Origin of the sequence: Kitasatospora sp. NPDC094015 (assembly GCF_040304075.1) — a bacterium.
Taxonomy (GTDB): domain Bacteria; phylum Actinomycetota; class Actinomycetes; order Streptomycetales; family Streptomycetaceae; genus Kitasatospora.
Genome location: NZ_JBEOUL010000011.1, coordinates 65,360 through 89,993 on the forward strand (window position 1 = coordinate 65,360; position 24,634 = coordinate 89,993).

Annotated in this window: 17 protein-coding genes; 13 read left to right on the top strand and 4 right to left on the bottom strand. The window is 74.3% G+C overall.

Annotation, left to right across the window (positions count from 1 at the left end):
* Window positions 1-52: 52 nt before the first annotated feature.
* Complete coding sequence (locus ABT014_RS16210; protein ID WP_350639398.1) at window positions 53-1,261, bottom strand: sensor histidine kinase; 1,209 nt, start codon at window positions 1,259-1,261, stop codon at window positions 53-55.
* A gap of 134 nt (window positions 1,262-1,395) precedes the next feature.
* On the opposite strand from ABT014_RS16210, the gene ABT014_RS16215 reads away from it, so the two are divergent.
* The 9 genes from ABT014_RS16215 to ABT014_RS16255 all read left to right on the top strand — a co-directional run bounded on the left by ABT014_RS16215 (window position 1,396) and on the right by ABT014_RS16255 (window position 14,777).
* Window positions 1,396-2,307 (top strand): ABC transporter ATP-binding protein, encoded by a 912-nt coding sequence (locus ABT014_RS16215; RefSeq protein WP_350639399.1) that lies wholly within the window; start codon window positions 1,396-1,398, stop codon window positions 2,305-2,307.
* Window positions 2,304-3,164: an ABC transporter permease gene (locus ABT014_RS16220; RefSeq protein ID WP_350639400.1), complete on the top strand. Its 861-nt coding sequence runs from the start codon at window positions 2,304-2,306 to the stop codon at window positions 3,162-3,164. Before ABT014_RS16215 ends, ABT014_RS16220 begins: the two co-directional genes overlap by 4 nt.
* A 170-nt stretch (window positions 3,165-3,334) precedes the next feature.
* Window positions 3,335-4,957 carry an acyclic terpene utilization AtuA family protein gene (locus ABT014_RS16225; protein ID WP_502894989.1) on the top strand — a complete coding sequence of 541 codons (1,623 nt, stop codon included), beginning with the start codon at window positions 3,335-3,337 and terminating at the stop codon, window positions 4,955-4,957.
* Entirely contained in the window at window positions 4,954-6,552 is a 1,599-nt protein-coding gene (locus ABT014_RS16230) for an acyl-CoA carboxylase subunit beta (RefSeq protein ID WP_350639402.1), read from the top strand. Before ABT014_RS16225 ends, ABT014_RS16230 begins: the two co-directional genes overlap by 4 nt.
* Window positions 6,553-6,563: 11 nt before the next feature.
* Window positions 6,564-8,495: an acetyl/propionyl/methylcrotonyl-CoA carboxylase subunit alpha gene (locus tag ABT014_RS16235; RefSeq protein WP_350639403.1), complete on the top strand. Its 1,932-nt coding sequence runs from the start codon at window positions 6,564-6,566 to the stop codon at window positions 8,493-8,495.
* Window positions 8,496-8,518: 23 nt separating this feature from the next.
* Window positions 8,519-9,703 (top strand): acyl-CoA dehydrogenase family protein, encoded by a 1,185-nt coding sequence (locus ABT014_RS16240; RefSeq protein ID WP_350639404.1) that lies wholly within the window; start codon window positions 8,519-8,521, stop codon window positions 9,701-9,703.
* A 129-nt stretch (window positions 9,704-9,832) separates the two neighbouring features.
* Complete coding sequence (locus ABT014_RS16245; protein ID WP_350639405.1) at window positions 9,833-11,419, top strand: 4-coumarate--CoA ligase family protein; 1,587 nt, start codon at window positions 9,833-9,835, stop codon at window positions 11,417-11,419.
* Window positions 11,420-11,474: 55 nt separating this feature from the next.
* Window positions 11,475-12,092: a TetR/AcrR family transcriptional regulator gene (locus ABT014_RS16250; protein ID WP_350639406.1), complete on the top strand. Its 618-nt coding sequence runs from the start codon at window positions 11,475-11,477 to the stop codon at window positions 12,090-12,092.
* Between the two features lie 207 nt (window positions 12,093-12,299).
* Window positions 12,300-14,777: a SpoIIE family protein phosphatase gene (locus ABT014_RS16255; RefSeq protein ID WP_350639407.1), complete on the top strand. Its 2,478-nt coding sequence runs from the start codon at window positions 12,300-12,302 to the stop codon at window positions 14,775-14,777.
* A gap of 54 nt (window positions 14,778-14,831) precedes the next feature.
* Here the strand turns inward: ABT014_RS16255 and ABT014_RS16260 are convergent, their stop codons facing one another.
* Window positions 14,832-15,389 carry a DUF3291 domain-containing protein gene (locus tag ABT014_RS16260; RefSeq protein WP_350639408.1) on the bottom strand — a complete coding sequence of 186 codons (558 nt, stop codon included), beginning with the start codon at window positions 15,387-15,389 and terminating at the stop codon, window positions 14,832-14,834.
* Window positions 15,390-15,657: 268 nt separating this feature from the next.
* Here ABT014_RS16260 and ABT014_RS16265 point away from each other — a divergent pair, with 268 nt between their 5' ends.
* The 4 genes from ABT014_RS16265 (at window position 15,658) to ABT014_RS16280 (ending at window position 22,235) form a co-directional block, all read left to right on the top strand.
* Window positions 15,658-16,896: an MFS transporter gene (locus ABT014_RS16265; protein WP_350639409.1), complete on the top strand. Its 1,239-nt coding sequence runs from the start codon at window positions 15,658-15,660 to the stop codon at window positions 16,894-16,896.
* Window positions 16,893-18,005, top strand: a complete 1,113-nt coding sequence (locus tag ABT014_RS16270; RefSeq protein WP_350639410.1) for an aminotransferase class V-fold PLP-dependent enzyme — start codon at window positions 16,893-16,895, stop codon at window positions 18,003-18,005. The genes ABT014_RS16265 and ABT014_RS16270 overlap by 4 nt, the downstream gene beginning before the upstream one ends.
* Window positions 18,006-18,309: 304 nt before the next feature.
* Window positions 18,310-20,805, top strand: a complete 2,496-nt coding sequence (locus tag ABT014_RS16275; protein ID WP_350639411.1) for a tetratricopeptide repeat protein — start codon at window positions 18,310-18,312, stop codon at window positions 20,803-20,805.
* Complete coding sequence (locus ABT014_RS16280; protein ID WP_350639412.1) at window positions 20,802-22,235, top strand: leucyl aminopeptidase; 1,434 nt, start codon at window positions 20,802-20,804, stop codon at window positions 22,233-22,235. Before ABT014_RS16275 ends, ABT014_RS16280 begins: the two co-directional genes overlap by 4 nt.
* Before the next feature lie 70 nt (window positions 22,236-22,305).
* Here the strand turns inward: ABT014_RS16280 and ABT014_RS16285 are convergent, their stop codons facing one another.
* Both ABT014_RS16285 and ABT014_RS16290 read right to left on the bottom strand, forming a co-directional pair.
* A complete protein-coding gene (locus ABT014_RS16285; protein ID WP_350639413.1) occupies window positions 22,306-23,994 on the bottom strand; it encodes an MFS transporter in 1,689 nt (562 codons plus the stop codon).
* Window positions 23,991-24,545, bottom strand: a complete 555-nt coding sequence (locus ABT014_RS16290; protein WP_350639414.1) for a TetR/AcrR family transcriptional regulator — start codon at window positions 24,543-24,545, stop codon at window positions 23,991-23,993. Before ABT014_RS16290 ends, ABT014_RS16285 begins: the two co-directional genes overlap by 4 nt.
* Between the last annotated feature and the right edge of the window lie 89 nt (window positions 24,546-24,634).

Below are 24,634 nucleotides of genomic sequence, written 5' to 3' on the forward strand. Positions count from 1 at the left end.
TGGTCGTCGACGAGGAGGATGCGCACGGCCTGCGTCGCCTGCTCGGGAGTCGTCACCGGGCCCCCGCCGCGACGTGCCGGACGGGCAGTGTGGCGGCGACGCGGAACCCGCCACCGGGCCGGGGGCCGGCCGAGAACCCGCCGTGCAGCAGCGTCACCCGCTCCTGCATGCCGAGCAGCCCGAATCCTGCTCCCGCCGGCTGCGTGGCGCGCAGACCGCCGCCGTCGAGCACCTCGATGGACACGTCGTTCTCCCCGCAGTCGATGGTCACCTGGCAGGAGCGCGCGCCGGCGTGGCGGACCACGTTCGTCAGCGCCTCCTGGACGATTCGGTAGGCCGACAGATCCACCTCGGGCGGGAGCGTTCGGCGTTCGCCGCGCCACTGGATGTCGACGGCGACGCCGGCGGTGGTCGTCGCCTGCGCGAGCCGGTCGAGGTCCGCCAGGCCGGGGGCGGGGGTGAGCGGGGCCTCCCCGTCGGGGAAGTCCTCGGCGGCGCGCAGCGCGACCAGCATCCGGCGCAGCCCGGAGAGGGTCTCTCGGCCGGCCGTCTCGACCTGGCCCAGTGCGTCACGGGCGTGCTCCGGCTGGGTGGTGAGCACCCGGCGCGCCGCGCCGGCCTGAAGGGCGATGATGCCGATGCTGTGCGCGACCATGTCGTGCAGCTCGCGGGCGATCCGCAGCCGCTCGCCCGCGACGGCTCGGGCGGCTGCACTTTCGCCGAGTGCGGCCGCGTGCCGGCGGGCCTGCCCCGCGGAGTTGCCGAGCAGCACGGCGACGACCGCGGTCAGCGCGACGGCGAGCGCGGTGGAGGTGCCGATGACGAAGCCCGCGAGCACGCGGCCGATCGGGTAGCCCAGGAGTACCAGGGCGGCCATCGCCGCGGCGCTGATCACCTCCCGGCGCGGGCGGGTCGCCGCCACGGACCACAGGGCCACGTCCGTCCCCAGGACCAGCGGAACGTCGATCTCCGTGGAGTGCAGCCCGGCTGCGCCGAGGACCGTGCCCGTCAGCAGCAGCCCGAGGGCGGCCAGCGGACTGCGGCGCAGTAGCAGGCACCCGCAGAGGGAGGCCACCACGCAGGCCGCCAGCCACAGCTGGTTGGGCTCGGCCATCAGCAGACCCCGGTAGTGGTCGCGCCGCGACTCGCCCGGCAACCGGACCAGCACCACGAGGGAGTACGCGATTCCGGCCGCCCAGGCCAACGCTGCCCAGCCGCCGGGCGTCACGCGTCTGATCAGGGAGGGCGAGTTCGCAGGCATGGGGGTGATCGTAGCCAGTGGATCACCGCCGGACGTCGGACCAGGGGTGTACTACCGGGGAAGACATCCGGGCGCCCGCAGTGTCGGCCGCGGGCCGACGCGGGACGACGGCCCGGCACGGAACCGTGGTCCTCGTGATCGAAGTCAACGAACTCATCAAGCGGTACGGCAACATGACTGCCGTCAACGGCCTGACCTTCACGGTCCGCCCCGGCTGCGTCACCGGATTCCTCGGTCCCAACGGGGCCGGCAAGAGCACCACGCTCCGCATGATCATCGGGCTGAACGAGCCCACAAGCGGCAGCGTCACCGTCCAGGGGCACCGCTTCCGCGACCACCCCCGCGGCCTGCGCCACGTGGGCGCGCTGCTCGACGCCTCCGACATCCACGGCGGCCGCAGCGCCGCCGCCCACCTCGGGGTGCTCGCCAGGACCAACGCGATCCCGCTGCGGCGGGTGGACGAGCTGCTGGAGGAGGTCGGACTCACCGGAGCAGCCCGACGCCGGATCGGCGGCTACTCGCTCGGGATGAAGCAACGCCTAGGCATCGCCGCCGCCCTGCTCGGCGACCCGCCGGTGCTGCTCTTCGACGAGCCGCTGAACGGTCTCGACCCGGAGGGCGTGCGCTGGGTGCGCGGCTTGTTCCGGCGGCTGGCCGCCGAGGGGCGGACGGTCTTCGTCTCCAGCCACCTGATGAGCGAGATGGAGCACACCGCCGACCGCCTGGTCGTCATCGGCCGCGGTGAGTTGATCGCCGACGAGCCGCTGTCCGCCTTCGCCGCCCGTGGCCGAGGCAGCAGCGTCGCCGTCCGCACGCCGGACGCGAGTGTGCTGGCCGCCGTGCTGACCGGGGCCGGCGCGCAGGTCACTCCCGACGGCGGGGAGCGGCTCGTGGTGACCGGCCTGGACGCCGACGCGATCGGTGACCTTGCCCACCAGCACGGCCTTCGCCTGCGCGAGCTGGCCACCCACGCCGCCTCGCTGGAGACCGCGTTCATGGAACTCACCGCCGACAGCGTCGAATACCTCGCAGGAGACTCCCGATGACCACGCTCACCCCCGAGGCTCCCCTCGTCCCGCTCGCGGTCGACGAACCGCGCGCTCGCTTCCGCGACCTGCTGCTCGGCGAGTGGTTCAAACTCTGGTCGCTCCGCTCGATCCGCTGGGGGCTCGTCCTCGGCGTGGTCGGACTCGTGTTCCTCAACGTCAACGCGGCGATCGCCGACGTGAACGACTGGGCGCACTTCACGCCCCAGCAGCGGGCGCTGTTCGCGCCCTCCTCGTCGCTGGCCAACTCCTTCACCAACAACGCCTGCATCGCCACCCTGCTGATCGCGGGAAGCCTGGGCGCGGTCGCGTTGGTGAGCGAGTACTCGACCGGCCAGATCCGCACCACCTTCGCGGCGGTGCCGGCTCGGCGGGCGCTGCTCTCCGCAAAGATCATCGTGCTCACGGTGGTGACGACCGGCTTCGGCGCACTGGCGACCGGGGCCTCCTTCTGGCTCTCCCAAGCCGTGCTGTCGAGCAAGCACGCCGGGATCTCGATCACCGAGCCGGGCATCTGGCGCGGCCTGCTGGCCTCCGTGCTGCTGCCGCCGGTCTGCGCGCTGACCGGCCTCGGCATCGCGGCACTGGTCCGGCACAGCGTGGCCACGATCGTCGCCACCACCACCGTGCTCCTGCTGATCCCCAACTTCCTGAGTCAGGACCATCACTGGTCGGCCTGCCTGTTCCACGCGACACCGTTCCGCGCCTGGCAGGTCCTGCACGACCTCGTCGGCACGCCGGTCAACTCGCACATTCCCTTCCCGGCCCGGCCGGGGGGTGAATGGTGGGTCTACCTCGGTTGGGGGCTGGGCGGGGTGCTGGTGACGCTCCTCGTCGGGAGTCGGCGCGACGTCTGAGCCCCGCTGGGGGCACCCGCTGACGGCAGGCCGAGCAAAACAAGCATGCATGCTTGATTTATCCGGGCCCCGCTGCCAGGCTGCTCCCGACGGCGGCAAGGAGGCTTGCGGTGCTGAGGATCGGCAATGCGTCGGGGTTCTACGGGGACAGGTTCAGCGCGTTCCGGGAGATGCTCACCGGAGGGCCGCTGGACGTCCTGACCGGTGACTACCTGGCCGAGCTGACCATGCTCATCCTCGCCAGGGACCGGCTGAAGAACCCCGAACTCGGGTACGCCAAGACCTTCCTGCGCCAGCTGGCCGACTGCCTGGCGCTGGCCCGCGAGCGGGATGTGAAGATCGTGGTCAACGCGGGCGGGCTGAATCCGCCGCAACTGGCCGAGCAGATAGCCGAGTTGTCCGGCGACCTCGGGATCCCGGTGCGGGTCGGCCAGGTGGTCGGCGACGATCTGATCGGCCGGGCAACGGAGTTCGGCCGCCCGGGTCTGCTGGCGGCCAATGCCTACCTGGGTGCGCAGGGGATCGCCGAGTGCCTGCGCGGCGGTGCCGACATCGTGGTCACCGGCCGGGTCACCGACGCGGCCCTGGTGGTCGGCCCGGCGATCGCGCACTTCGGCTGGGGCCCGCAGGACCTCGACCAGCTCGCCGGCGCCGTGGTGGCCGGCCACGTGCTGGAGTGCGGCGCCCAGGCGACCGGCGGCAACTACTCCTTCTTCACCGAGCACGACACCACCCGTCCCGGCTTCCCGATCGCGGAACTGCACGCGGACGGCAGCAGCGTCATCACCAAGCACCCCGGCACCGGCGGCGCCGTCACCACCGGCACCGTCACCGCCCAACTCCTGTACGAGACCCAGGGCGCCCGCTACGCCGGCCCCGACGTGACCGCCCGCCTCGACAGCGTCCGGCTGACCGAGGACGGCCCGGACCGGGTGCGGATCGACGGGGTGCGGGGCGAGGCCCCGCCACCCACCGTCAAGGTCGGCCTCAACCGGCTCGGCGGCTGGCGCAACGAGGCGGTGTTCGTCCTCACCGGCCTGGACATCGAGGCCAAAGCAGCCCTGGTGCAGGACCAGTTGGCCGCGGCGCTGACCGACCCGCCGGCCGAGCTGCGCTGGACCCTGGCCCGCACCGACCACCCCGACGCCGCCACCGAGCAGACCGCGGCCGCGCTGCTGCGGCTCACCGTCCGCGACCCGGACGCCGACCGGGTCGGCCGGGCCGTCGGCGCCGCCGCCGTGGAGCTCGGGCTGGCCAGCTACCCGGGCTTCCACCTCACCGCGCTGCCCGGCGCCGCGAGCCCGTACGGGGTCTTCGAGTCCGCCTACCTCGACGCCAAGGCGATCGAGCACACCGCCGTACTGCCCGACGGCCTGCGGATCGCCGTCCTGCCGCCGCCCGCCGTAAGGGAGTTGCTGCCGGCCCCGGTGCCGCCGCTGCCCGCGCCGCTGCCCGCCGGGCCGACCCGGCGGGCGCCGCTCGGCCTGGTGGCCGGCGCCCGCAGTGGGGACAAGGGCGGCGACGCCAACCTCGGCGTGTGGGCCCGCGACGAGGACGGCTGGCGCTGGCTGGCACACACCCTGACCGTCGACCGGCTGCGCGAACTGCTGGCGGAGACAGCGGAGTTGACCGTGGTACGGCACCTGCTGCCGAACCTGCTGGCGGTCAACTTCACCATCGAGGGCCTGCTCGGCGAGGGAGTCGCCGCCCAGGCCCGGTTCGATCCGCAGGCCAAGGCGCTCGGGGAGTGGCTGCGCTCCCGACACCTCGACATCCCGGAGGCACTGCTGTGACCGTGCTGCCCAGCCGCCTCGACCCGGCGGCCCCCGAGCACGCCGCCAACCGGGCGGCGATGCTGGCCAAGCTGGCCGACCTGGACGCCGAGCACGCCAAGGCGCTCGCCGGCGGCGGCGCCAAGTACGTGGAACGCCACCGCGGCCGGGGCAAGTTGCTGGCCCGCGAGCGGATCGAGCTGCTGATCGACCCCGACTCGCCCTTCCTGGAGCTCTCCCCGCTCGCCGCCTGGGGCAGCGAGTACCCGGTCGGCGCCGGCATGGTGGCGGGGATCGGGGTGATCGAGGGCACCGAGTGCGTGATCACCGCCAACGACCCGACCGTGCGCGGCGGCGCCAGTAACCCCTGGACGCTGCGCAAGGCGCTGCGGGCCAACGAGATCGCCCTGCGCAACCGCCTCCCGCTGGTCAACCTGGTCGAGTCCGGCGGCGCGGACCTGCCCAGCCAGAAGGAGATCTTCATCCCGGGCGGGGCCCTGTTCCGCGACCTGACCCGGCTGTCGGCCGCCGGCATCCCCACCGTGGCCGTGGTGTTCGGCAACTCCACCGCCGGCGGCGCGTACGTGCCGGGGATGTCCGACCACACCATCCTGGTGAAGGAGCGCGCCAAGGTCTTCCTGGGCGGTCCGCCGCTGGTGAAGATGGCCACCGGCGAGGAGTCCGACGACGAGTCGCTCGGCGGCGCCGAGATGCACGCCCGTACCTCGGGCCTGGCCGACCACTTCGCGCTGGACGAGCCGGACGCCTGCCGGCTCGCCCGCCGGGTGGTGCGCCGGCTGAACTGGACCAAGGCCGGCCCCCAGCCGGCCGGCCCGGTCGAGCAACCCATGTACGACGAGGAGGAGTTGCTCGGCATCGTCCCCGGCGACCTCAAGGTCCCGTTCGACCCGCGCGAGGTGATCGCCCGGATCGTGGACGGCTCCGACTTCGACGAGTTCAAGCCGCTCTACGGGCCGAGCCTGGCGACCGGGTGGGCCACCCTGCACGGCTACCCCGTCGGCATCCTGGCCAACGCCCAGGGCGTGCTGTTCAGCCCCGAGTCGCAGAAGGCCGCCCAGTTCATCCAGCTGGCCAACCAGCGCGACATCCCGCTGCTCTTCCTGCACAACACCACCGGCTACATGGTCGGCCAGGCGTACGAGCAGGGCGGCATCATCAAGCACGGCGCGATGATGATCAACGCGGTGTCCAACAGCAAGGTCCCGCACCTCTCGGTGCTGATGGGCGCCTCGTACGGGGCCGGGCACTACGGGATGTGCGGGCGGGCCTACGACCCGCGGTTCCTGTTCGCCTGGCCGAGCGCCAAGTCCGCGGTGATGGGCCCGCAGCAGCTCGCCGGGGTGCTGTCGATCGTGGCCCGGCAGTCGGCGGCCGCCAAGGGGCAGCCGTACGACGAGGACGCGGACGCGGCGATCCGCGCCATGGTCGAGCAGCAGATCGAGGCCGAGTCGCTGCCGGCCTTCCTGTCCGGGCGGCTGTACGACGACGGGGTCATCGACCCCCGCGACACCCGGACCGTGCTGGGCATCTGCCTCTCCGCGATCCACAGCGCCCCGGTCGAGGGTGCGCGCGGCTACGGCGTCTTCCGGATGTGAGGGTCTCCGACATGATCACTTCTCTGCTGGTCGCCAACCGGGGCGAGATCGCCCGCCGGGTCTTCCGGACCTGCCGTGACCTGGGCATCGCCACCGTCGCCGTGTACGCCGACCCGGACGCAGACGCCCCGCACGTCCGGGAGGCCGACACCGCCGTCCGGCTGCCGGGCGCGGCGCCCGCCGACACCTACCTGCGGGCCGACCTGATCATCGCGGCCGCCCGGGCCGCGGGCGCCGACGCCGTCCACCCGGGGTACGGATTCCTGTCCGAGAACGCCGAGTTCGCGGCTGCCGTGCTGGACGCCGGGCTGACCTGGATCGGGCCGCCGCCCGCCGCGATCGCCGCGATGGGCTCCAAGACCGAGGCCAAGCGGCTGATGGCCGCCGCCGGGGTGCCGGTGCTCAGCGTCGGCGACCGGCCCGCCGAGTCCGACCTGCCGCTGCTGGTGAAGGCCGCGGCCGGCGGCGGCGGGCGCGGCATGCGGGTGGTGCGCACCCTCGCCGAGCTGCCGCAGGCGCTGGCCTCCGCACGGGCCGAGGCGGCCAAGGCGTTCGGCTCCGACGAGGTGTTCTGCGAGCCCTACCTACCGGCCGGCCGGCACATCGAGGTCCAGCTGATGGCCGACACCCACGGCCGGGTGCTGGCGCTCGGCGACCGGGACTGCTCGCTCCAGCGCCGCCACCAGAAGGTCATCGAGGAGGCGCCCGCCCCGGGCCTGCCCGCGGAGGTCCGCGCGGGCCTGCACACCGCCGCCGTCGCCGCAGCCCGCGCGATCGGCTACACCGGCGCCGGGACCGCCGAGTTCCTGCTCGCCCCCGACGGCCGCTACTTCTTCCTGGAGATGAACACCCGCCTCCAGGTCGAGCACCCCGTCACCGAGTGCGTCACCGGCCTCGACCTGGTCGCCCTGCAACTCGCCGTCGCCGAAGGTGCCGACCTGCCGGACGAGGCACCGCCGACCACCGGCTGCGCGATCGAGGCCCGCCTCTACGCCGAGGACCCGGACCAGGACTGGCAGCCGCAGACCGGCACCCTGCACCACCTCGAACTCCCGGGCGTGACAGCGGAGTTCGCCACCGCTGCCGGGCCCACCGGAGTGCGTCTGGACTCCGGTGTCGAGGACGGCAGCGCCGTCACCGTGCACTACGACGCGATGCTCGCCAAGGTGATCGCCTGGGCCCCCACCCGGCCGGCCGCCGCCCGGCTGCTCGCCGACACGCTCACCCGGGCCCGGCTGCACGGGCCGCGCACCAACCGGGATTTGCTCGCCCGCTCGCTGCGCCACCCGGCCTTCCTGGCGGCCCGCCTGCACACCGGCTTCCTCACCGAGCACGCCGCCGAACTGGCCGCCCCCGCCGACAAGGACACCCCGCTCGCCGCCCTCGCGGCTGCCCTGGCCGATGCGGCCGCCCGCCGCACCGGCCTGCCCTCCGGCTGGCGCAACCTGCCCTCGCAGCCCCAGCTCAAGCGCTACCGCGCCGCCGACGGAACGGAGTTGGAGGTCCGCTACCGCCTCACCCGGGACGGCCTGCGGGCGGAGAGCCACCCCGACACCCGGCTGGTCACCGCCGCACCCGACCAGGTGGTGCTGGAGACCGGCGGGCTGCGCCGCGGCTACCACCTCGCCCGGTACGGCGCCACCGTGCACCTGGACTCGCCCGCCGGCGCCACCGTCCTCACCGCGCTGGACCGCTTCCCCGATCCGGTGGAACACACCGAACCGGGTGCCCTGCTCGCCCCGATGCCGGGCACCGTGGTCCGGGTCGCCGCCGCCGTCGGCGAGCGGGTCGACGCGGGCCAGCCGCTGCTGTGGTTGGAGGCGATGAAGATGGAGCACCGGATCACCGCCCCCACCGACGGCATCCTCACCGACCTGTTCGTCGGTCCCGGCAGCCAGGTCGAGCCGGGCACCGTTCTCGCCGTCGTCGCCGAAACCACCTGACCGCCACCGCCCGGAGGACCGCCATGTCCGCACCGCGCACCACCACCGAGAGCCCCCTGATCGAGAGCGACGACCGGCGCGCCCTGCGCCGGGCCGTCGGTGACCTGGCCCGCCGCTACGGGCCGAGCTACTTCCAGGCCAAGGCGCGCGCCGGCGAGCCCGCCGACGAGGTCTGGGCCGAGGCCGGCAAGCTCGGCTACCTCGGCGTCAACCTGCCCGTCGAGTACGGCGGCGGGGGCGCCGGCATCGCCGAACTCGCCATCGTGCTGGAGGAGATGGGCACCGCCGGCTGCCCGCTGCTGATGATGATCGTCTCCCCGGCGATCTGCGGCACGGTGATCGCCCGGTTCGGCACCGAGGAGCAGAAGCAGCGCTGGCTGCCGGGCCTCGCCGACGGCTCCCGCCGGATGGCCTTCGGCATCACCGAACCCGACGCCGGCTCCAACTCCCACCGGATCTCCACCGTGGCCCGCCGCGACGGGGACGAATGGGTGCTCAGCGGCCGCAAGGTGTTCATCTCCGGGGTGGACCGGGCCGACGCCGTGCTGTTCGTCGGCCGCACCGAGGACGCCACCACCGGCCGCCTCAAGCCCGCCCTGTTCGTCGTCCCGCGCGAGACCCCGGGCTTCGAGTACCGCGCCATCCCGATGGAACTGGTCACCCCCGAGAAGCAGTTCCAGGTCTTCCTGGACGACGTCCGGCTGCCGGCCGACGCGCTGGTCGGGGACGAGGACGCGGGCCTGCTCCAGCTGTTCGCCGGCCTCAACCCGGAGCGGATCATGACCGCGGCCTTCTCGCTCGGGGTGGCCCGCCAGGCGCTCGCCACCGCCGTCGAGTACGCCAGGACCCGGACGGTGTGGGACACCCCGATCGGCGCCCACCAGGGCATCGCCCACCCGCTCGCCCAGTGCACCATCGAGGTCGAACTCGCCCGGCTGATGATGATGAAGGCCGCGCACCTCTACGACGCCGGCGACGACCTGGCCGCCGGGGAGGCCGCCAACATGGCCAAGTACGCGGCGGGGGAGGCCTCCTGCCGCGCGGTCGACCAGGCGGTGCAGACCCTCGGCGGCAACGGCCTCACCCAGGAGTACGGGCTGGGCGCGCTGCTCACCGCCACCCGGGTCGGCCGGGTGGCCCCGGTCAGCCGGGAGATGATCCTCAACTACGTGGCGCAGCACACCCTGGGCCTGCCGCGCTCCTACTGAGCAGTCCGGCCACCTGCGAGCCCCGGGCAGTCTCCGGTGGCCGCGCGGGCCGACCCGGGCACGCCCTCTGTCCGGGGCGGCCGGCAGCCGCCACTCTTGAGGCTCCACCCCACCGGTCAGGAGGCCCGTATGGCGTTCCACAGCGACTACCCGGACGTCGCCCCGCTCGAAGTGCCCATCCACGAGGCGGTGCTGGGCGGCGCCGCCGCGTACGCCGGGATACCGGCCCTGGTCGACGGCGTCACCGGGCGCTCGCTCAGCTACGCCGAACTCGACGCCGCCACCCGCCGCACCGCGGCCGGCCTGGCGGAGGCCGGGCTGCGCAAGGGCGACGTGCTGGCCCTCTACAGTCCCAACACGATCGCCTACCCGGTGGCCTTCTTCGGTGCGACCCGGGCCGGGGCCACCGTCACCACGGTCAGCTCGATGAGCACCGTCCAGGAGCTGACCGGCCAGTTGCGCGACAGCCGGGCGCGCTGGATCGTCACCGTCTCGCCGTTCCTGCCGGTGGCCACCGAGGCCGCCGCCCTGCTCGCGGCCGAGGGCGCCCCGATCGCCGAGATCCTGGTCTGCGACCAGGCCCCCGGGCACCGGTCGCTGGCCGAGCTGGCCGCCACCACCGCGCCCGAGCCGCAGGTGGCGATCGACCCGGCGGAGGACGTCGCGGTGCTGCCGTACTCCAGCGGCACCACCGGCCTGCCCAAGGGCGTGATGCTCACCCACCGGTCGATCGCCTCCAACCTGGCGCAGGTCGACGCGGTGCACTCCACCAGCCCCGGTGAGCGGATCCTGGCGGTGCTCCCGTTCTTCCACATCTACGGCTTGGCGGCGCTGCTCAACCACCCGCTGCGCTGTGGCTCCACGGTGGTGGTGCTGCCCCGTTTCGACCTGGAGCAGTTCCTGCGCACCATCCAGGAGCAGCGGATCGAGGGCGTCTTCGTGGCCCCGCCGATCGCCCTGGCGCTGGCCAAGCACCCGCTGGTGGACAGTTTCGACCTGTCCTCGCTGCGCTACGTGCTGAGCGCGGCCGCCCCGCTGGACGCCGAGCTGGCCGAGCTGTGCGCGCGCCGGCTCGGGCTGGAGGCGATCCGGCAGGGCTACGGCATGACCGAACTCTCCCCGGTCACCAACGTGGTGCCGCTGGAGGACGACGCGGCCCCGCCCGGCACGGTCGGCAAGCTGGTCGCCAGCACCGAGCTGCGGGTGCTCGCGCTGGACGGCTCCGGCACCGACCTCGGCCCCGGCGAGGACGGTGAACTCGCGTTCCGCGGGCCGCAGGTGATGAAGGGCTACTTCGGCCGCCAGTCGGAGACCGACGCCGTGATCGACCAGGACGGCTGGCTGCACACCGGTGACATCGGCCACGTCGACGAGCGCGGCTACCTCTTCGTGGTCGACCGGGTGAAGGAGCTGATCAAGTACAAGGGCTACCAGGTCGCCCCGGCCGAGCTGGAGGCGCTGTTGCTGACCCACCCGGAGATCGCCGACGCCGCGGTGATCGGGGTGTTCGGCGAGGACGGGGAGGAGCGGCCGAAGGCGTACGTGGTGCGCGCCCCGGGCAGCGAACTCACCGCCGAGCAGGTGCAGGACTTCGTGGCCGGGCAGGTCGCGCCGTACAAGAAGGTGCGGGCGGTGGAGTTCATCGGGGCGGTGCCCAAGTCGGTGGCCGGCAAGATCCTCCGCAAGGAGCTGCGCGCCCTGTCCCGGCAGGTCTGACAGGATCGGGCGGACACCTGCCCCGCGACCGGGGCCCCAGCACCGGAAAGCAGCCATGACCAGCACCCACGCCGCCTCCCGCACCCCCCAGCAGGACCGCAGCCGCGCCACCCGGCGGCGGCTGCTGGAGGCGGCCGTGGAGTGCCTGGCCGAGCTCGGCTGGTACGGCAGCACGGTCGCGGTGGTGGCCGAACGGGCCGGGGTGACCAGGGGCGCGGCCCAGCACCACTTCCCGACCCGGGAGGACCTCTTCACCGCGGCCGTCGAGCACGTGGCGAGCGAGCGGCTGGCGGTGGTCCGCGAGCACAGCGGCCGGCTGCCCGCGCCGGGGCCGGCCCGGACCGAGGCGGTGGCGGAGATGATCGTGCGGCTGTACACCGGCCCGCTGTTCCGGGCCGCGCTCCACCTGTGGGTGGCGGCGGCCACCGAGGAGCCGTTGCGCGAGCGGATCGTCGCGCTGGAGAACCAGGTGGGCCGGGAGGCGCACCGGGCGGCGGTGGAGTTCCTGGGCGCGGACGAGAGCGCGCCGGGGGTGCGGGAGACCGTCCAGGCCACCCTGGACCTGGCGCGCGGTCTGGGCCTGGCCAACCTGCTCACCGACGACGGCCAGCGCCGGGCCGGGATCGTCCGGCAGTGGGCCCGGATGCTGGACGCGGTACTGGCCGCGGGCTGAGCGGCGGCAGCCGGGCGGGCCGGCCCGAGCGCTTGGACGGACGGCTCAGACGGACGGCTCAGACGTCCGGCTGAGACGCGCGTGACCGCCCCGGATGCCCCGCCGCGCCGAGCTGACTCGCCGTCCGGGCGGGGGCCGTGCAGTCTGGTGGGAGCCGGGTTGGCCGGGCTCCGAGCGGGAAGGTACCGGGCAGGTGGTCACCTGATCATGCACGGATTCGAGCAGACCGCGCCCGACGGCGCCGGCCGGGACGCGGCGGGCGCCGCCTCGGCGCGCCTGGCCGGGCACCGGCTGGTGCCGCTCGCCACCGCCCTGCTCCAGGAGGACGGCCGGATCCTGCACTGGAGCCAGGAGGCCGAGGCCCTGCTCGGCTACCGGGCCGAGCACGTGGTCGGCTCGTACGCCGCCCAGCTGATGGTCACCGACGCCGAGCGCCCCCGGGTGCTGGCGCTGTTCCGGCAGATCATGGCGGGCCGCGGCTGGTCCGGCACCTACGCGGTACGCCACCAGGACGGCCACCCGGTCGAGCTGGAGTTCCACACCTACCCGGTGACCGGCCCGGGCGGGCGCCCGCTGCTGCTGGCCACCGCCTCCGACCTGAGCGCGCTGCGCGAGGTCGAGGAGGACCTCGCCGTGCTCGACGGCTTCTTCACCCAGTCGCCGATCGGGATGGCCGTCTACGACACCGACCTGCGCTACCTGCGGCTGAACAACGCCCTGGCCCGGATCAACGGCCTGCCCGTCGAGCAGCACCTCGGGCGCCGGATCAGCGCCGTCCTGCCGGGCATCAACAGCTCGGAGATCGAGGCCGTGATGCGGCAGGTGCTGCTCACCGGCCGCCCGGTGGTGGACGCCCGCTCGCACGGCCACACCCCGGGCGACCCCCGCCGCGACCGGGCCTGGTCGGCCTCCTACTTCCGGCTGGAGGACTCCACCGGGCGGGTGCTGGGCGTCAGCTCCTCGATCATCGACGTCTCCGAGCGGTTCCGGGCCGAGGCCCGCGCCGCCCGCGCCCAGGAGCGCCTGGCGATGCTCGCGGCCGCCACCGCCCGGATCGGCACCACCCTGGACCTGCAGCGCACCGCGGAGGAGCTGGTGGAGGCGGTGGTGCCGCGGTTCGCCGACTTCGCCACCGTCGACCTGCTGGAGTCGGTGCTCGGCGGCGAGGAGCCCGGCCCGCTGCGCCCGGACAGCTCGGTGCAGGTACGGGCCGTCGCAGTCGGCGAGGCCTTCGGCTCGGGCCTGACCCAGGCCGCCGACGCGGTCGGCATGGTCTCCCGGTACGACCCCAAGCGGATGTACGCGCGCACCCTGGTCAGCGGTCGGCCGCTGCTGAAGCCGCACGTCGACGAGGAGACCCTGAGCGGCCTGGTGCCGACCCCGGACCGGGTGGAGCACGGGATGGCGGCCGGCATCCACTCGTACCTGCTGGTGCCGGTGATCGCGCGCGGGATGGTGCTGGGCGGCGCGGAGTTCGCCCGGACCCGCAACCCGGAGGCGTTCACGGCGGCCGACGTGGCGCTGGCCGAGGAGCTGGTCGCCCGGACGGCGCTGGCGATCGACAACGCCCGGCTGTACCGCCGGGAGCGCGAGACCGCCCTCACCCTGCAGCGCAGCCTGCTGCCGCAGGAGATCCACCGGACCCTGGGCCTGGAGATCGCCCACCGCTACCTGCCGAGCAGCCTGGTGAGCGAGGTCGGCGGCGACTGGTTCGACGTGGTGCCGCTCTCCAGCGGGCGGGTCGCGCTGGTGGTCGGCGACGTCATGGGCCACGGGATCCGGGCGGCCGCCACCATGGGCCAACTGCGGACCGTGGCACGGACGCTGGCCACCCTGGACCTGCCGCCCGAGCACGTCCTGACCCGGCTGGACGAGACGGCCATGGGCATCGGCGAGGGCCAGTTCGCCACCTGCGTCTGCGCGGTGTACGACCCGGTCGAGCGGACCTGCACCATCGCCTCGGCCGGTCACCTGCCGCCGGTGGCGGTCGCCCCGGACGGCTCGGCCCGCACCCTGGACGTCCCGCCGGGGGTGCCGCTGGGCGTCGGCGGGGTGGCCTTCACAGCGGTCGAGTTCACCCTCCCGCCCGGCGGCCTGATCGCGCTCTACACCGACGGCCTGGTGGAGAAGCGCGGCCGCGACCTGGACGAGGGCATCGGCCTGCTCTCGCGCACGCTGGCGGTCCGCGGCCGGACCCTGGAGGAGAGCTGCGACGCGGCCCTGGAGGCACTGGTGGCGGACGGCACGGACGACGACATCGCCATGATCATGGCCCGGGTGCTGCCGGTGCCCGCCGACCGGATCGCCACCCTCCCGCTGACCGGCGAAGGTCCGTTGCCCAGCCGGGCCCGCCGCTTCACCCGCGCCACGCTCTCCGCCTGGGGCCTGTCCGCGGTCAGCGACTACGCCGAGCTGATGGTCAGCGAGCTGGTCACCAATGCGATGCTGCACGCCGACGCCCCGCGCCGGCTGCGGCTGTTCCGCGACCGCTACCTCACCCTGGAGGTCTCCGACGCCGGCCGCCAGGCCCCCCGGCTGCGCAGCTCCGCCGAGGAGGACGAGGGCGGCCGCGGCATGCACCTGGTGAGCGAACTCGCCCACCGCTGGGGAACCCGGCAGACCAGGAGCGGCAAGGTGGTCTGGGCCGAGATCGACCTCGGCCACCGGGGCGACCAGCAGCTCTGACCACCGGACGGCCCGCCGCCCGCCCGGGGCCGCCGGCCGACCCCGCACCGGGGGTCAGTGGACCGGCTCGCCCTGCGGCCCGCTGCCGGTGATCCTGGTCGGAGTTCCGTCCGGCGCGAACGGATGGTGGAAGGTGAAGGCGTGCGGCGCGGCGCCGTGCTGGTGGAGGTGCTCCAGCCGGGCGACCCCGTCCTGCCAGGTCGGTGTCAGGCCGTCGCGGACCCACCAGATCACGTGGCTCGGGTGCCCCGTCCGCTCGAACCAGTCGTGACGCCTGCTCAACGCCGCACGGTGCAGGCCGGTGTGGACGGCGTCGAAGGCCGGGCGCAGGCCGGTCCAGAGCGAGAGGGTCGCGGCCAGGGCGGTGGTGTCCACCGTACGGCCCTTGCCGTACCAGGTCGGTACGGCGAACTCGCCCCACGCACCCCAGTCGGCGTCGAAGAGCGCGCCCCGGGCGCCGTCCGCCGTTTCGGCCCGGGCGAGGTACCCGGGACGCCGGGCGATCTCGCGGTAGACGGCCTCACCCAGGTCGTAGAACTCGCGGGTGAGCGGCCCGGGATCGGCGAGTGGGGATGTCAGGACGCCGAAGGTGTACAGCGCGACCTGGGGCATGCGTGCCTCCCTGGTGGGGGTCGTTGGTGGGCGATCGCCGAGGACCACGTGAAGGTAGCCGCCTCGGCGGGCCGTGTCGAAGTTGCGCTTTCCCGGTCCGCGTGGCCGCCTCCGTCGCAACGGCGCCGCCACCCCGATCGCCAACCGTACTGAGATGGACGGAAAGAGATTGTCCGTCAGCTCCCTTGTGGTGGCCCGGCCGGTGCGGCAGCATGTCGATCACCGGAGCGGGAGGTGCGGAGGTGCGGCGCATGCCGGTGGTGCTGGCGTGACCCGAACGGATCCGGTGACCCGGACGGCCTCCGTGACCCGCCGCGACCTGGGGGTCTTCCTCACGGCCAAGGCGATCTCCGACATCGGCTACGCGCTCGACTTCATCTGCCTCTCGGTGTTCGTCTGGGAGCGCACCCGCTCCGCCGCGGCCACCGGCCTGGTGAGCGTGGCGCTGTACGCGGGGGCGATCACCGGCGGCCGGCTCGGCCACCGCTACGGCGACCGCTGGGACCGGCTGCGCGTGATGGTCGGCGCCGACCTGGTCCGGATGCTCGCGCTGCTGGCGCTCACCCTGCTGCCGGACCACCAGCAGAACTGGTGGCTCTACCCGGCCGTGTTCCTGGTCGGCACCGGCCGCTCGGTCTTCGAGGCCACGCTCTCCGCCGCGACGCCGGTGCTGGCCGGCGAACGCACCCAGGGCGTCAACAGCGTGCTGGCCGGGCTGCGCGGGATCGCCTTCATGACCGGGATGGGGCTGGCCACCGTCGCCGTCCCGCTGATCGGCTACCGCGGCGTCTTCGCCCTGGACGCCGGCAGCTACGCGCTCTCCGCCCTGGTGCTGCTCGCCCTGCGCCCGCGCCTGCGCGAGGAGACCGGCCCGGGTGCCGGCGCCGCCGTACCCGTCCCGTCCTGGCCGCTGCTGCTCGCCGCCGGACTCGCCCCGCTGGTCCTGCTGCGCGGCCTGGACGCCTTCGGCAGCTCCTCCCAGCACGTCGGACTGCCCATGCTGGGCACCGAGTTGCGGCCCGGCTCGCCCACCGAGGTCTCCGGCGCGGTCTGGGGCTGCTGGGCGGCCGGCCTGCTGATCGCCGGGTTCGTGCTGCGCCCGCTGGCCAAGCGGCTGATCGACCGCAACCCCCGGGTGGTGTTCTGCCTGGCGATGATGGTGATGTCGGTCGGCTTCATCGGGGTGTTCTGGCTGTCCGGCTGGTGGCCGCGGCTGGCCTGCGGGGCGCTGGCGGGGCTCGGCGACGCGCTCAGCGAGATCACCTTCAAACAGGCGATGCAGCGGCTGCCCGACCACCGGCGCGGCCGGGCCTTCGGCTTCTCCCAGATCGTGGTCAACGGCGGGTTCATGGCCGGCCTGCTCGCCACCAGCGCCGTGCTGCGCCCGGACCGGCTGCCGGCCTGGGTGCTGCTGCTGCACGGGCTGCCGTTCCTGCTGGCCGGCTGGACCGCACTGGCCGCCGCCCGGCCGGCCCGGACCGCCGCAGCGGCGGAGACCGCCGGGTGAGCGCCGGCGCCTACCTGGACCACGCCGGCCTCGGACCGCTGCGCCCGCCGGCCGTCGCCGCCGTACGCGCCGCGCTGGACGCGCTGCCGCACGGCAGCGCCGGGGTCGGCCCGCTGTTCGCCGCCCGGGCGGCGGCCCGCCGCTCGCTCGCCCAGCTGCTCGGCTGCACCCCGGCGGAGGTCGCCCTGGTGCCCAACACCTCCACCGGTGTCCACCTGGTCGCCGACGGCCTGGACTGGCGCCGCGGCGACCGGGTCGTGGTCTTCGACCGGGACTTCCCCGCCAACGTCCGCCCCTGGCAACGGCTGGAGCGGCACGGCGTGGTGCTGGACCGGGTGCCGATGCGCGACGGCGGCTACCGGCCGCAGGACATCGCGGCGGCGATCCGCCCGGCCACCCGGCTGGTGGCGGTGAGCAGCGTCAACTTCGCCACCGGCTTCCGCTGCGACCTGGCCGCGGTCTGCGCGCTCGCCGCCGCGGCCGGGGCACTGGTGTGCGTGGACGCGGTGCAGAGCCTCGGCGCGCTGCCGCTGTCGGTGGCCGACACCCCGGTGGACTTCCTGGCCGCCGGGGCGCACAAGTGGCTCGGCGGCCCGCCGGGCACCGGCGTCTTCTACTGCCGGGCCGACCGGCTGGAGCTGCTGCGCACCACCCCCACCGGCTGGTTCGGCTTCGAGGGTGCCGCGGAGGTCTCCAAGGGGCCGGGCGGGCTGCGCTACGACCTGCCCGAGCGGGCCGCCGCCGCCAAGGTCGAGGGCGGCATGTACGACCTGCTCGGCACGGCGGGGTTCGCCGCCGCGCTGGACGAGCTGGCGGCGGTCGGCATCGAGGCGGTGGGCGCCCGGGTGCTGCTGCTGGCCGACCGGATCAGGACGGCTGCGGTCGAGCTCGGCCACACCCTGGCGACACCGCCCGACCCGGCCGCCGACTCCGGCATCGTCAGCCTTTCCGCGCCGAATGCCGGTGGTGTGCGAATGGCGGAAAAACTGGTGTCCGAAGGTATCCAGGTATCCACCCCGGACGGGTTGGTGCGGATCTCCGCGCACTATTGGACCACCGACCGCGAGGTCGATCTCCTGCTGGCGCGATTGGCAACGCTCAAGCCTTGACGCTGCCTGACGGGGTGTCATAGCTTTCGAATCGCCCGAACCGGTGTCCGAATCCCCGGCTGCCGGACAATCAGTGAAAGGAGTTGCGAAATGGCTTACGAGACCTGGGAGTCCCTCGCGGACGAGGTCGAGATCAGCACCGGCGCAGCGGACTGCTGGACCTGTCTGATCGACGACGCGGCCTGAAACTGATCCACTTCGGACACGCCCTTCGGTTCCGGCCGCGGGGCGTGCCTCCGGGTGCGGGCGACGAGGGGGGAATGGGCGCGTGGACCGCTGGGAGTTCAGTCGCGGAATCGTCGGTGTGAATGCACCGAGCTGGTTGACCTTCGAGGTGCACCGGCCCTATTTCGACGGCGCGCAGTCGCCGTGCACGACCGTTCAGGCGCGGGCCGCTGTGCTGGCCGCCCGGCGCTTCGAACAGCGCACGCCGACCGCCCTGCGGTTCGGCATGACGATGCCCGCCAGCTACCGGCAGCTGCTGGTCGAGGAGTCGCGGCTGAGCGCCTACCGCGTCACCGCCCCGACCGACCTGCCGGCGCGGCTTGCCTCCCCGGCCTGGCAGCGGATGGCCGAGGCCTACCGCCACCGGGCCGGCCTCGACCCGGTCGACCGGGCCGGCCTCGCGCACTGGCTGGTGGCCGCCTGCCTGCTGCCGGCCGTGCTGGAGGTCGTCCCCGAGGACCTCTCCGAGGAGGCCTGCCGGGAGCCGGTCGTGGCCGGCCTGCAGGCCGCCCGGGCGGTCGCCCTGTTCGGCTCCGAGGGCCTGTCCGCCCGGACGGTGGCGGCCTACCGGCCGCTGGTCGAGCACCCGGTGCCCACCGTCACGCACGTCCAGTCGGTCGCCGGCTGGGGCTACCTGCTCGCCCGGCACTCCGGCGACGACAGCGCGATCGCGCCCCAACTGGCCAAGGCCCAACGCCTGCTGAAGGACGTCTCGGCCGAACTCGGTGACTTCGAGCACGGCATCCTGACCGCCCGGCTGGCCCTGCGCGAGGTGATGCACGCCGAGCGCCGGCGCGACTTCGCCGACGCCCGGGCCCTGCTGGAGGCGGCCCGCTCCACGGTCGCCGGACTGACCGCCGCCGGCCCCGAGGACAAGGCCGTGCTGCTGGAGTCCCGCCGGCGGCTGGTCGACCGCCGGGTGGAGATCGCCGTCCGGCTCGGCGACACCGAGGCGGAGCGCCGGGCGATCGAGGAGGGCATCGCCCTCGACCCCTGGTGCGTCAAGATCCGGATGCAGGCCGCCCAGGCCGACGAGCGCGCCGGCGACCACCGGCAGGCCCTGGCCGGCTACCTCCACGCGGCCCGGCTCGGCCCGTTCGGCACCGCCTTCGCACTGCTCCAGGCGGCCGGCTCGGCCCGCCGGCTCGGCCACGACGAGTTCGCCCGGGTGCTCACCGAGCGGGCCTTCCGGGCCGCCCCGCGCGCCGTCCTCACCCGCGACCGCCTGGTCGAGGCCTGCCTCGCCGCCGGCGACGAGCCGCTCGCCGAGGTGACCCGCCGCGCCGCCCACCGCGAACCCGGCCGCCCGTGGGAGAACAACTGGCATTACCGGATGTACGCCTCGTACTTCAACCTCGGCGAATCGCAGTCGCCCGGGCTCTACGCCCGGCTGCCGGGCCTCGCCTTCGCCTTCGCCGAGCGCGGCGCCCGGCCCGAGGTCAACTGGCAGCGGCTCATGCCGCCGGCGTTCCGCGGCAATCTGATCCGGGAATCCGGCCTCACCGAATTCGCCGTGACGCACCCCGCCGACCTGCCGGAACGGCTGCGCACCCCGGCCTGGGACCAACTCTGCCGGTGGGTCGAGGAATTCCAGGAATTCGACACCGAGGGCCGCCACCGGATCGCCGTGGTGCTCTACCGGCTCGGTTTCGGGAAACTCGTGCTCGACCTGATCCCCGACATTCCGGTGGCCGAACTCGGCACACCGGAGGAACTCCGGCTGCACCACTGGCTGGACACCGTCCGCTACGTCGGTTCGGTCGGCGGGCAGGTGGTGGCGCCGGTGCATTCCTTCGAGATCGCCGACCGGCCGGACTGCCCGACCCACCTGCGATTCGTGATCGCGGTCTTCGCCGTGGTCTTCCACGCCCGGGAGACCCGGTCGATCGAGGAGGCGCGGCGCTGGCGCCGGATCGGCGCGCAGGCGCTGGCCGACCTGCTGGCACAGGACGGCTGGTCCCCGTTCGAGAAGATGATGATGGAGAGCCGGTTCTACCGCAGCGTCAGCTACGTCCCGTTCCTGGAGCGCGACCGCGACCTGCTGCGCCAGGACATGGACCGGGCCGAGGAGCTCGCCCGGGCCGTGCCCGCCGACGGTGAGTACCAGGAGTTCCTGCGGCGCGAGAACCTCCGCGCCTGCCTGGAGAGCCGCTCCAAGGAGTGCTACGCCTTCGGCGAGGACGAGGCCGGGCACCGGCTGGTCGCCGAGGCGCTCGCGCTGGACCCGTACGAGCCCAAGACCCACATCGAGCAGGCCGAGAGCCTGGTCAGGCGCGGGCGCCACCGCGAGGCGGCCGACAGCTACCTGCGCACCGCCCGGCTCGGCCCGGTCTCCACCGCGCTCGGGTACGCGGCGGCGGCCGACTGCTTCGCCCGGGCCGGCGAGCCGGTGCTCGCCGAGGACTGCTCCCTGCAGGCGCTGCGGCTGGACCCGTACGCCGTCTCGGCCGCCCGTGGCTGGGCGGACACCGCGGGGGCGGGCACCACGGCCGGGACGGCGGCCGAGTACCTGGCCGGCCTGGAGGCCTGGGGCGCGGCCCGCACGGCCGCCCGTGGCCGGGGCCCGGGCGCATGAGCGTGGAGTGGCGGCTGCGCCCGGAGCCGGGGCCGGGCGCCGAGGCGGTGGTGCTGCCGGTGCACTCCGGCGACCTGCCGCGGTCGCTGTCGCCCGCCTTCCTGGCGGGCAGCGGCTTCACCGGCGCGGTCGGCCAGAGCCTCCAGCTGCCGGGGGACCCGGTCACCGTGCTGCTCGGCTGCGGCCCGCGCGGGGACCTCGACCGGGCGGCGGTGCGCGGGGCGGCGGCCCGGCTGGCCCGCGCGGTGGCCGGCTACCGGCACCTGGCGCTGCGGCCGCCGAGCGCCGACCTCGGACCGCTGGTCGAGGGGTACCTGCTCGGCGGCTACCGCTTCGCCGGGTACCGCACCACCGGCGCCGAGCCGCCGGACCAGCGGATCGACGTGCTGGCCGTGGACCGGCCGGAGGCCAGGGCGGGCCTGTTCGCCGGGCGCCGGCTGGGCGAGGCGGTGCTGCTCGCCCGCGACCTGGTCAACGAGCCGGGCGGGGTGCTCACGCCGCGGGTGTTCGCCGAGCGGGCGGTGGAGGTGGCCGCCGGGGCGGGCCTGGAGTGCGAGGTCTGGGACACCGACCGGATCGCCGCCGAGCGCCTGGGCGGTCTGCTCGGGGTGGCGCGGGGCTCGCTGGAGCCGCCCCGGCTGGTCCGGCTCGGGTACCGGCCGCCCCGGTCGGCGCGGCCCGGCCAGGCGGCCGGATCCGCCCGCCGGATCGCGCTGGTCGGCAAGGGCGTGACCTTCGACGCGGGTGGCCTCTCGCTCAAGCCCAATGCCCAACTGGTCGACATGAAGGCCGACATGGCCGGCGCCGCGGCCGTGCTCGGGGCCATGTCGGTCCTGGCGGACCTGGGCTGTCCGGTCGCGGTGGACGGCTGGCTGCCGCTGACCGAGAACATGCCGAACGCCGATCCGGCCCGGATCGGCGACGTGCTGCGGATGCGGAACGGCCGGACGGTCGAGATCCGCAACGCGGACGCCGAGGGCCGGCTGATCCTCGCCGACGCGCTGGTGCTAGCGGGCGAGAGCCGCCCCGACACGATCATCGACATCGCCACCCTCACCGACGCGGCGGCGGTCGCGCTGGGCCGGCGGATCGCCGCCCTGATGGGCACCGACCCGGCCCTGACCGGCCGGCTCCAGTCCGCCGGCGCCCGCGCCGGCGAGCCGAACTGGCCGCTCCCGCTGCCCGAGGTCTACCGCGCCCGGCTCGGCTCGGGCGTGGCCGACCTGGTCAACTACACGATCGGCACCCGGCACGGCACGGCCCTGCTGGCCGGGCTGTTCCTGCGCGAGTTCGTGCCGGACGGCCTCCCCTGGGCGCACCTGGACATCCAGGGCACTGCGCTGGCCGACACCGACGAGGGCGAGTGGACGCCCGGTGCGACCGGTTTCGGCGTGCGCACCCTGGTCGAGCTGCTGACCTCGGGCGGCTGACCAGGCGGTCGGCAGCCCGCCGGAGCGGCGGACGGACGAGGACGAGCGCCACGAGCTCCGGGCGGAGCGTTCAGGCGCCCTGCCGGACGGAGACCGGCGCCCGCCGCTCCCCGGCGCCGGCGCTGTCGAGCACCCCGGCGTTGTCGAGCACTCCGGTGGCGTCCAGCTCCTCGGCCGGGTGGTCGTCGGCCCCCGACTCCCCGTCCCCGGCGCCGGCCCGGGCCGCGGTGTCGCCCGCCCCGGTGCGCGGGCGCCGGGTGCGCAGCAGGTACCAGGAGAGCCCGGCGGAGAGCAGCAACAGCCCGGCCGCCAGCCAGGCGGAGGTGTTCATGCCCTGGACGAAGGCGCTCTCGGCGCCGTCGAGCAGCCGGCCGCCGACCGGGTCGGGCAGTGCGGCGGCGGCGTCCACCGCCCCGCCCAGCGACTCGCCGGCCCGGGCGGCCGCGTCCGGGGCCGTCCCGGCCGGGACGACCAGCGCGCCGCGGTAGATGGCGGTGAGCACCGAGCCGACCAGCGCGATGCCGAGCGCGGTGCCGAGCTCGTAGGCGGTCTCCGACACGGCCGAGGCGGCGCCGGAGCGGTCGGCCGGGGCGGCGCCCAGCACCAGGTCGGAGGCGAGCGTGTAGACCACGCCCTCGGCGGTGCCGACCACCAGGAAGGAGGCACCGAGCAGCAGGTAGGTGGTGTCCTGGTGGACCCAGCCGAGCAGGCCGATGCCGACGCCCATCGCGAGCAGGCCCGCGGTCAGCGCGACCCGGTTGCCGGTCCGGCGGACCAGCCGGGCGGTCAGCAGTCCGCCGACCACCGCACCGACGAAGGCGGGCATCTCGGCGATGCCTGCGGCCAGCGGTGCGTAGCCGCGTACCAGCTGGAGGTACTGCGACATGAAGAAGATCACACCGGACAGGCCGATCAGCGCGGTGAGCGAGGCGACCACCGCCGCCGTGAACCGGGGTTCGGCGAACAGCCGGACGTCCAGCAGGGGGCTCTCCAGCCGCAGCTGGCGGCGGACGAACAGGGTCAGCGCGGTGACGCCGACCACGAAGGCGGCCGGGGTGGTCCAGTCGCCGAGGCCGTGCGCGGCGGCCTCCTTGACGGCGTAGACCGCGGTGATCACGCCGACCATCGAGAGCACCACGCTGAGCACGTCCCAGCGGCCCGGCTTCGGGTCGCGCGACTCGGGCAGCAGCCAGCCGCCCAGCACCAGCAGCAGGGCCAGCACCGGCAGGTTGAGCAGGAAGACCGAGCCCCACCAGAAGTGCTCCAGCAGCACGCCGCCGACCAGCGGGCCGAGCGCGGCGCCGGCGGTGGCGCCAGCGCCCCAGATGCCGATCGCGGTGGCCCGCTCCCGGGCGTCCGGGAACAGCGTGCGGATCATCGACAGGGTGGACGGCATGATGGTCGCGCCGGCCACGCCGAGCAGGGCGCGGGCCAGGATCAGCCAGCCGGCGCTGGGCGCGTAGGCGGCCAGCAGCGAGGCGGCGCCGAACGCGCTGGAGCCGATCAGCAGCAGCTTCTTGCGGCCGATCCGGTCGCTCAGCGCACCCATGCTGACCAGCAGGCCGGCCAGCACGAAGGAGTAGCTGTCACCGATCCAGAGCAGCTGGGTGCCGGTGGGGTGGAGGGTCTCGCTGATGGAGGGGATGGCCAGGGAGAGCACGGTGGCGTCGACCGCCACCAGGGTGACGGCGAGCACGAGCACGCCGAGACCGGCCCAGCGACGCCGGGCGCCCGCAGGCAGGAGGGGCTTGCCGGTCATGACTTATCAGTTCTCCTGAGAGCGCCGCCGAGGAAGAGTTCGGCGAGCGAGTAGGTGCTGTCTCGGGGGGCCAGGCGTCCGTCCTGGACGGCCCAGCCGACGCCCGCGACGAGGTCGAAGAAGGCTTCGCTCAGCCAGCCGGCCGAGAGTTCGATCCGGAACACGCCCTGCTGCTGCCCGCGCAGGAACAGCGCGCGGACCCGGGCGTCCTGGATCTCCCAGAGCTCGTTGATCTCCGGGTCGTCGTAGAGCTGGTTCTCCCCGGCCAGGAAGGCGCAGAGCGCCGCGTCCGGCACCAGGGCGTCGATCAGGCGTCTGAGGGCGGCCTCGGTGTCGCCCTCGTCGATCCCGGCGGTGTCCAGCGCGGCGGCGAAGCGCCGCAGGCCGAGCGCACCGACCTCGCGGATCAGGGCCTCCCGGCCCGGGAAGATCCGGTGCAGGGTGGCGCGGCTGATGCCGGCGGCCCGGGCGATCTCGTCCAGGTGCGCGGTCGGGCGGCGGGAAAGCACGCCGACGGCGGCTTCGAGGACGGAGTCGCGGTCGGTGGCCATGCATCGAGTCTAGAGCATCTGAGACATCCATGTCTCAGGAGATTTCCGGCTGCCTCACCTGAGAGTCGCCGGGGCGGCATCCGGGCAAC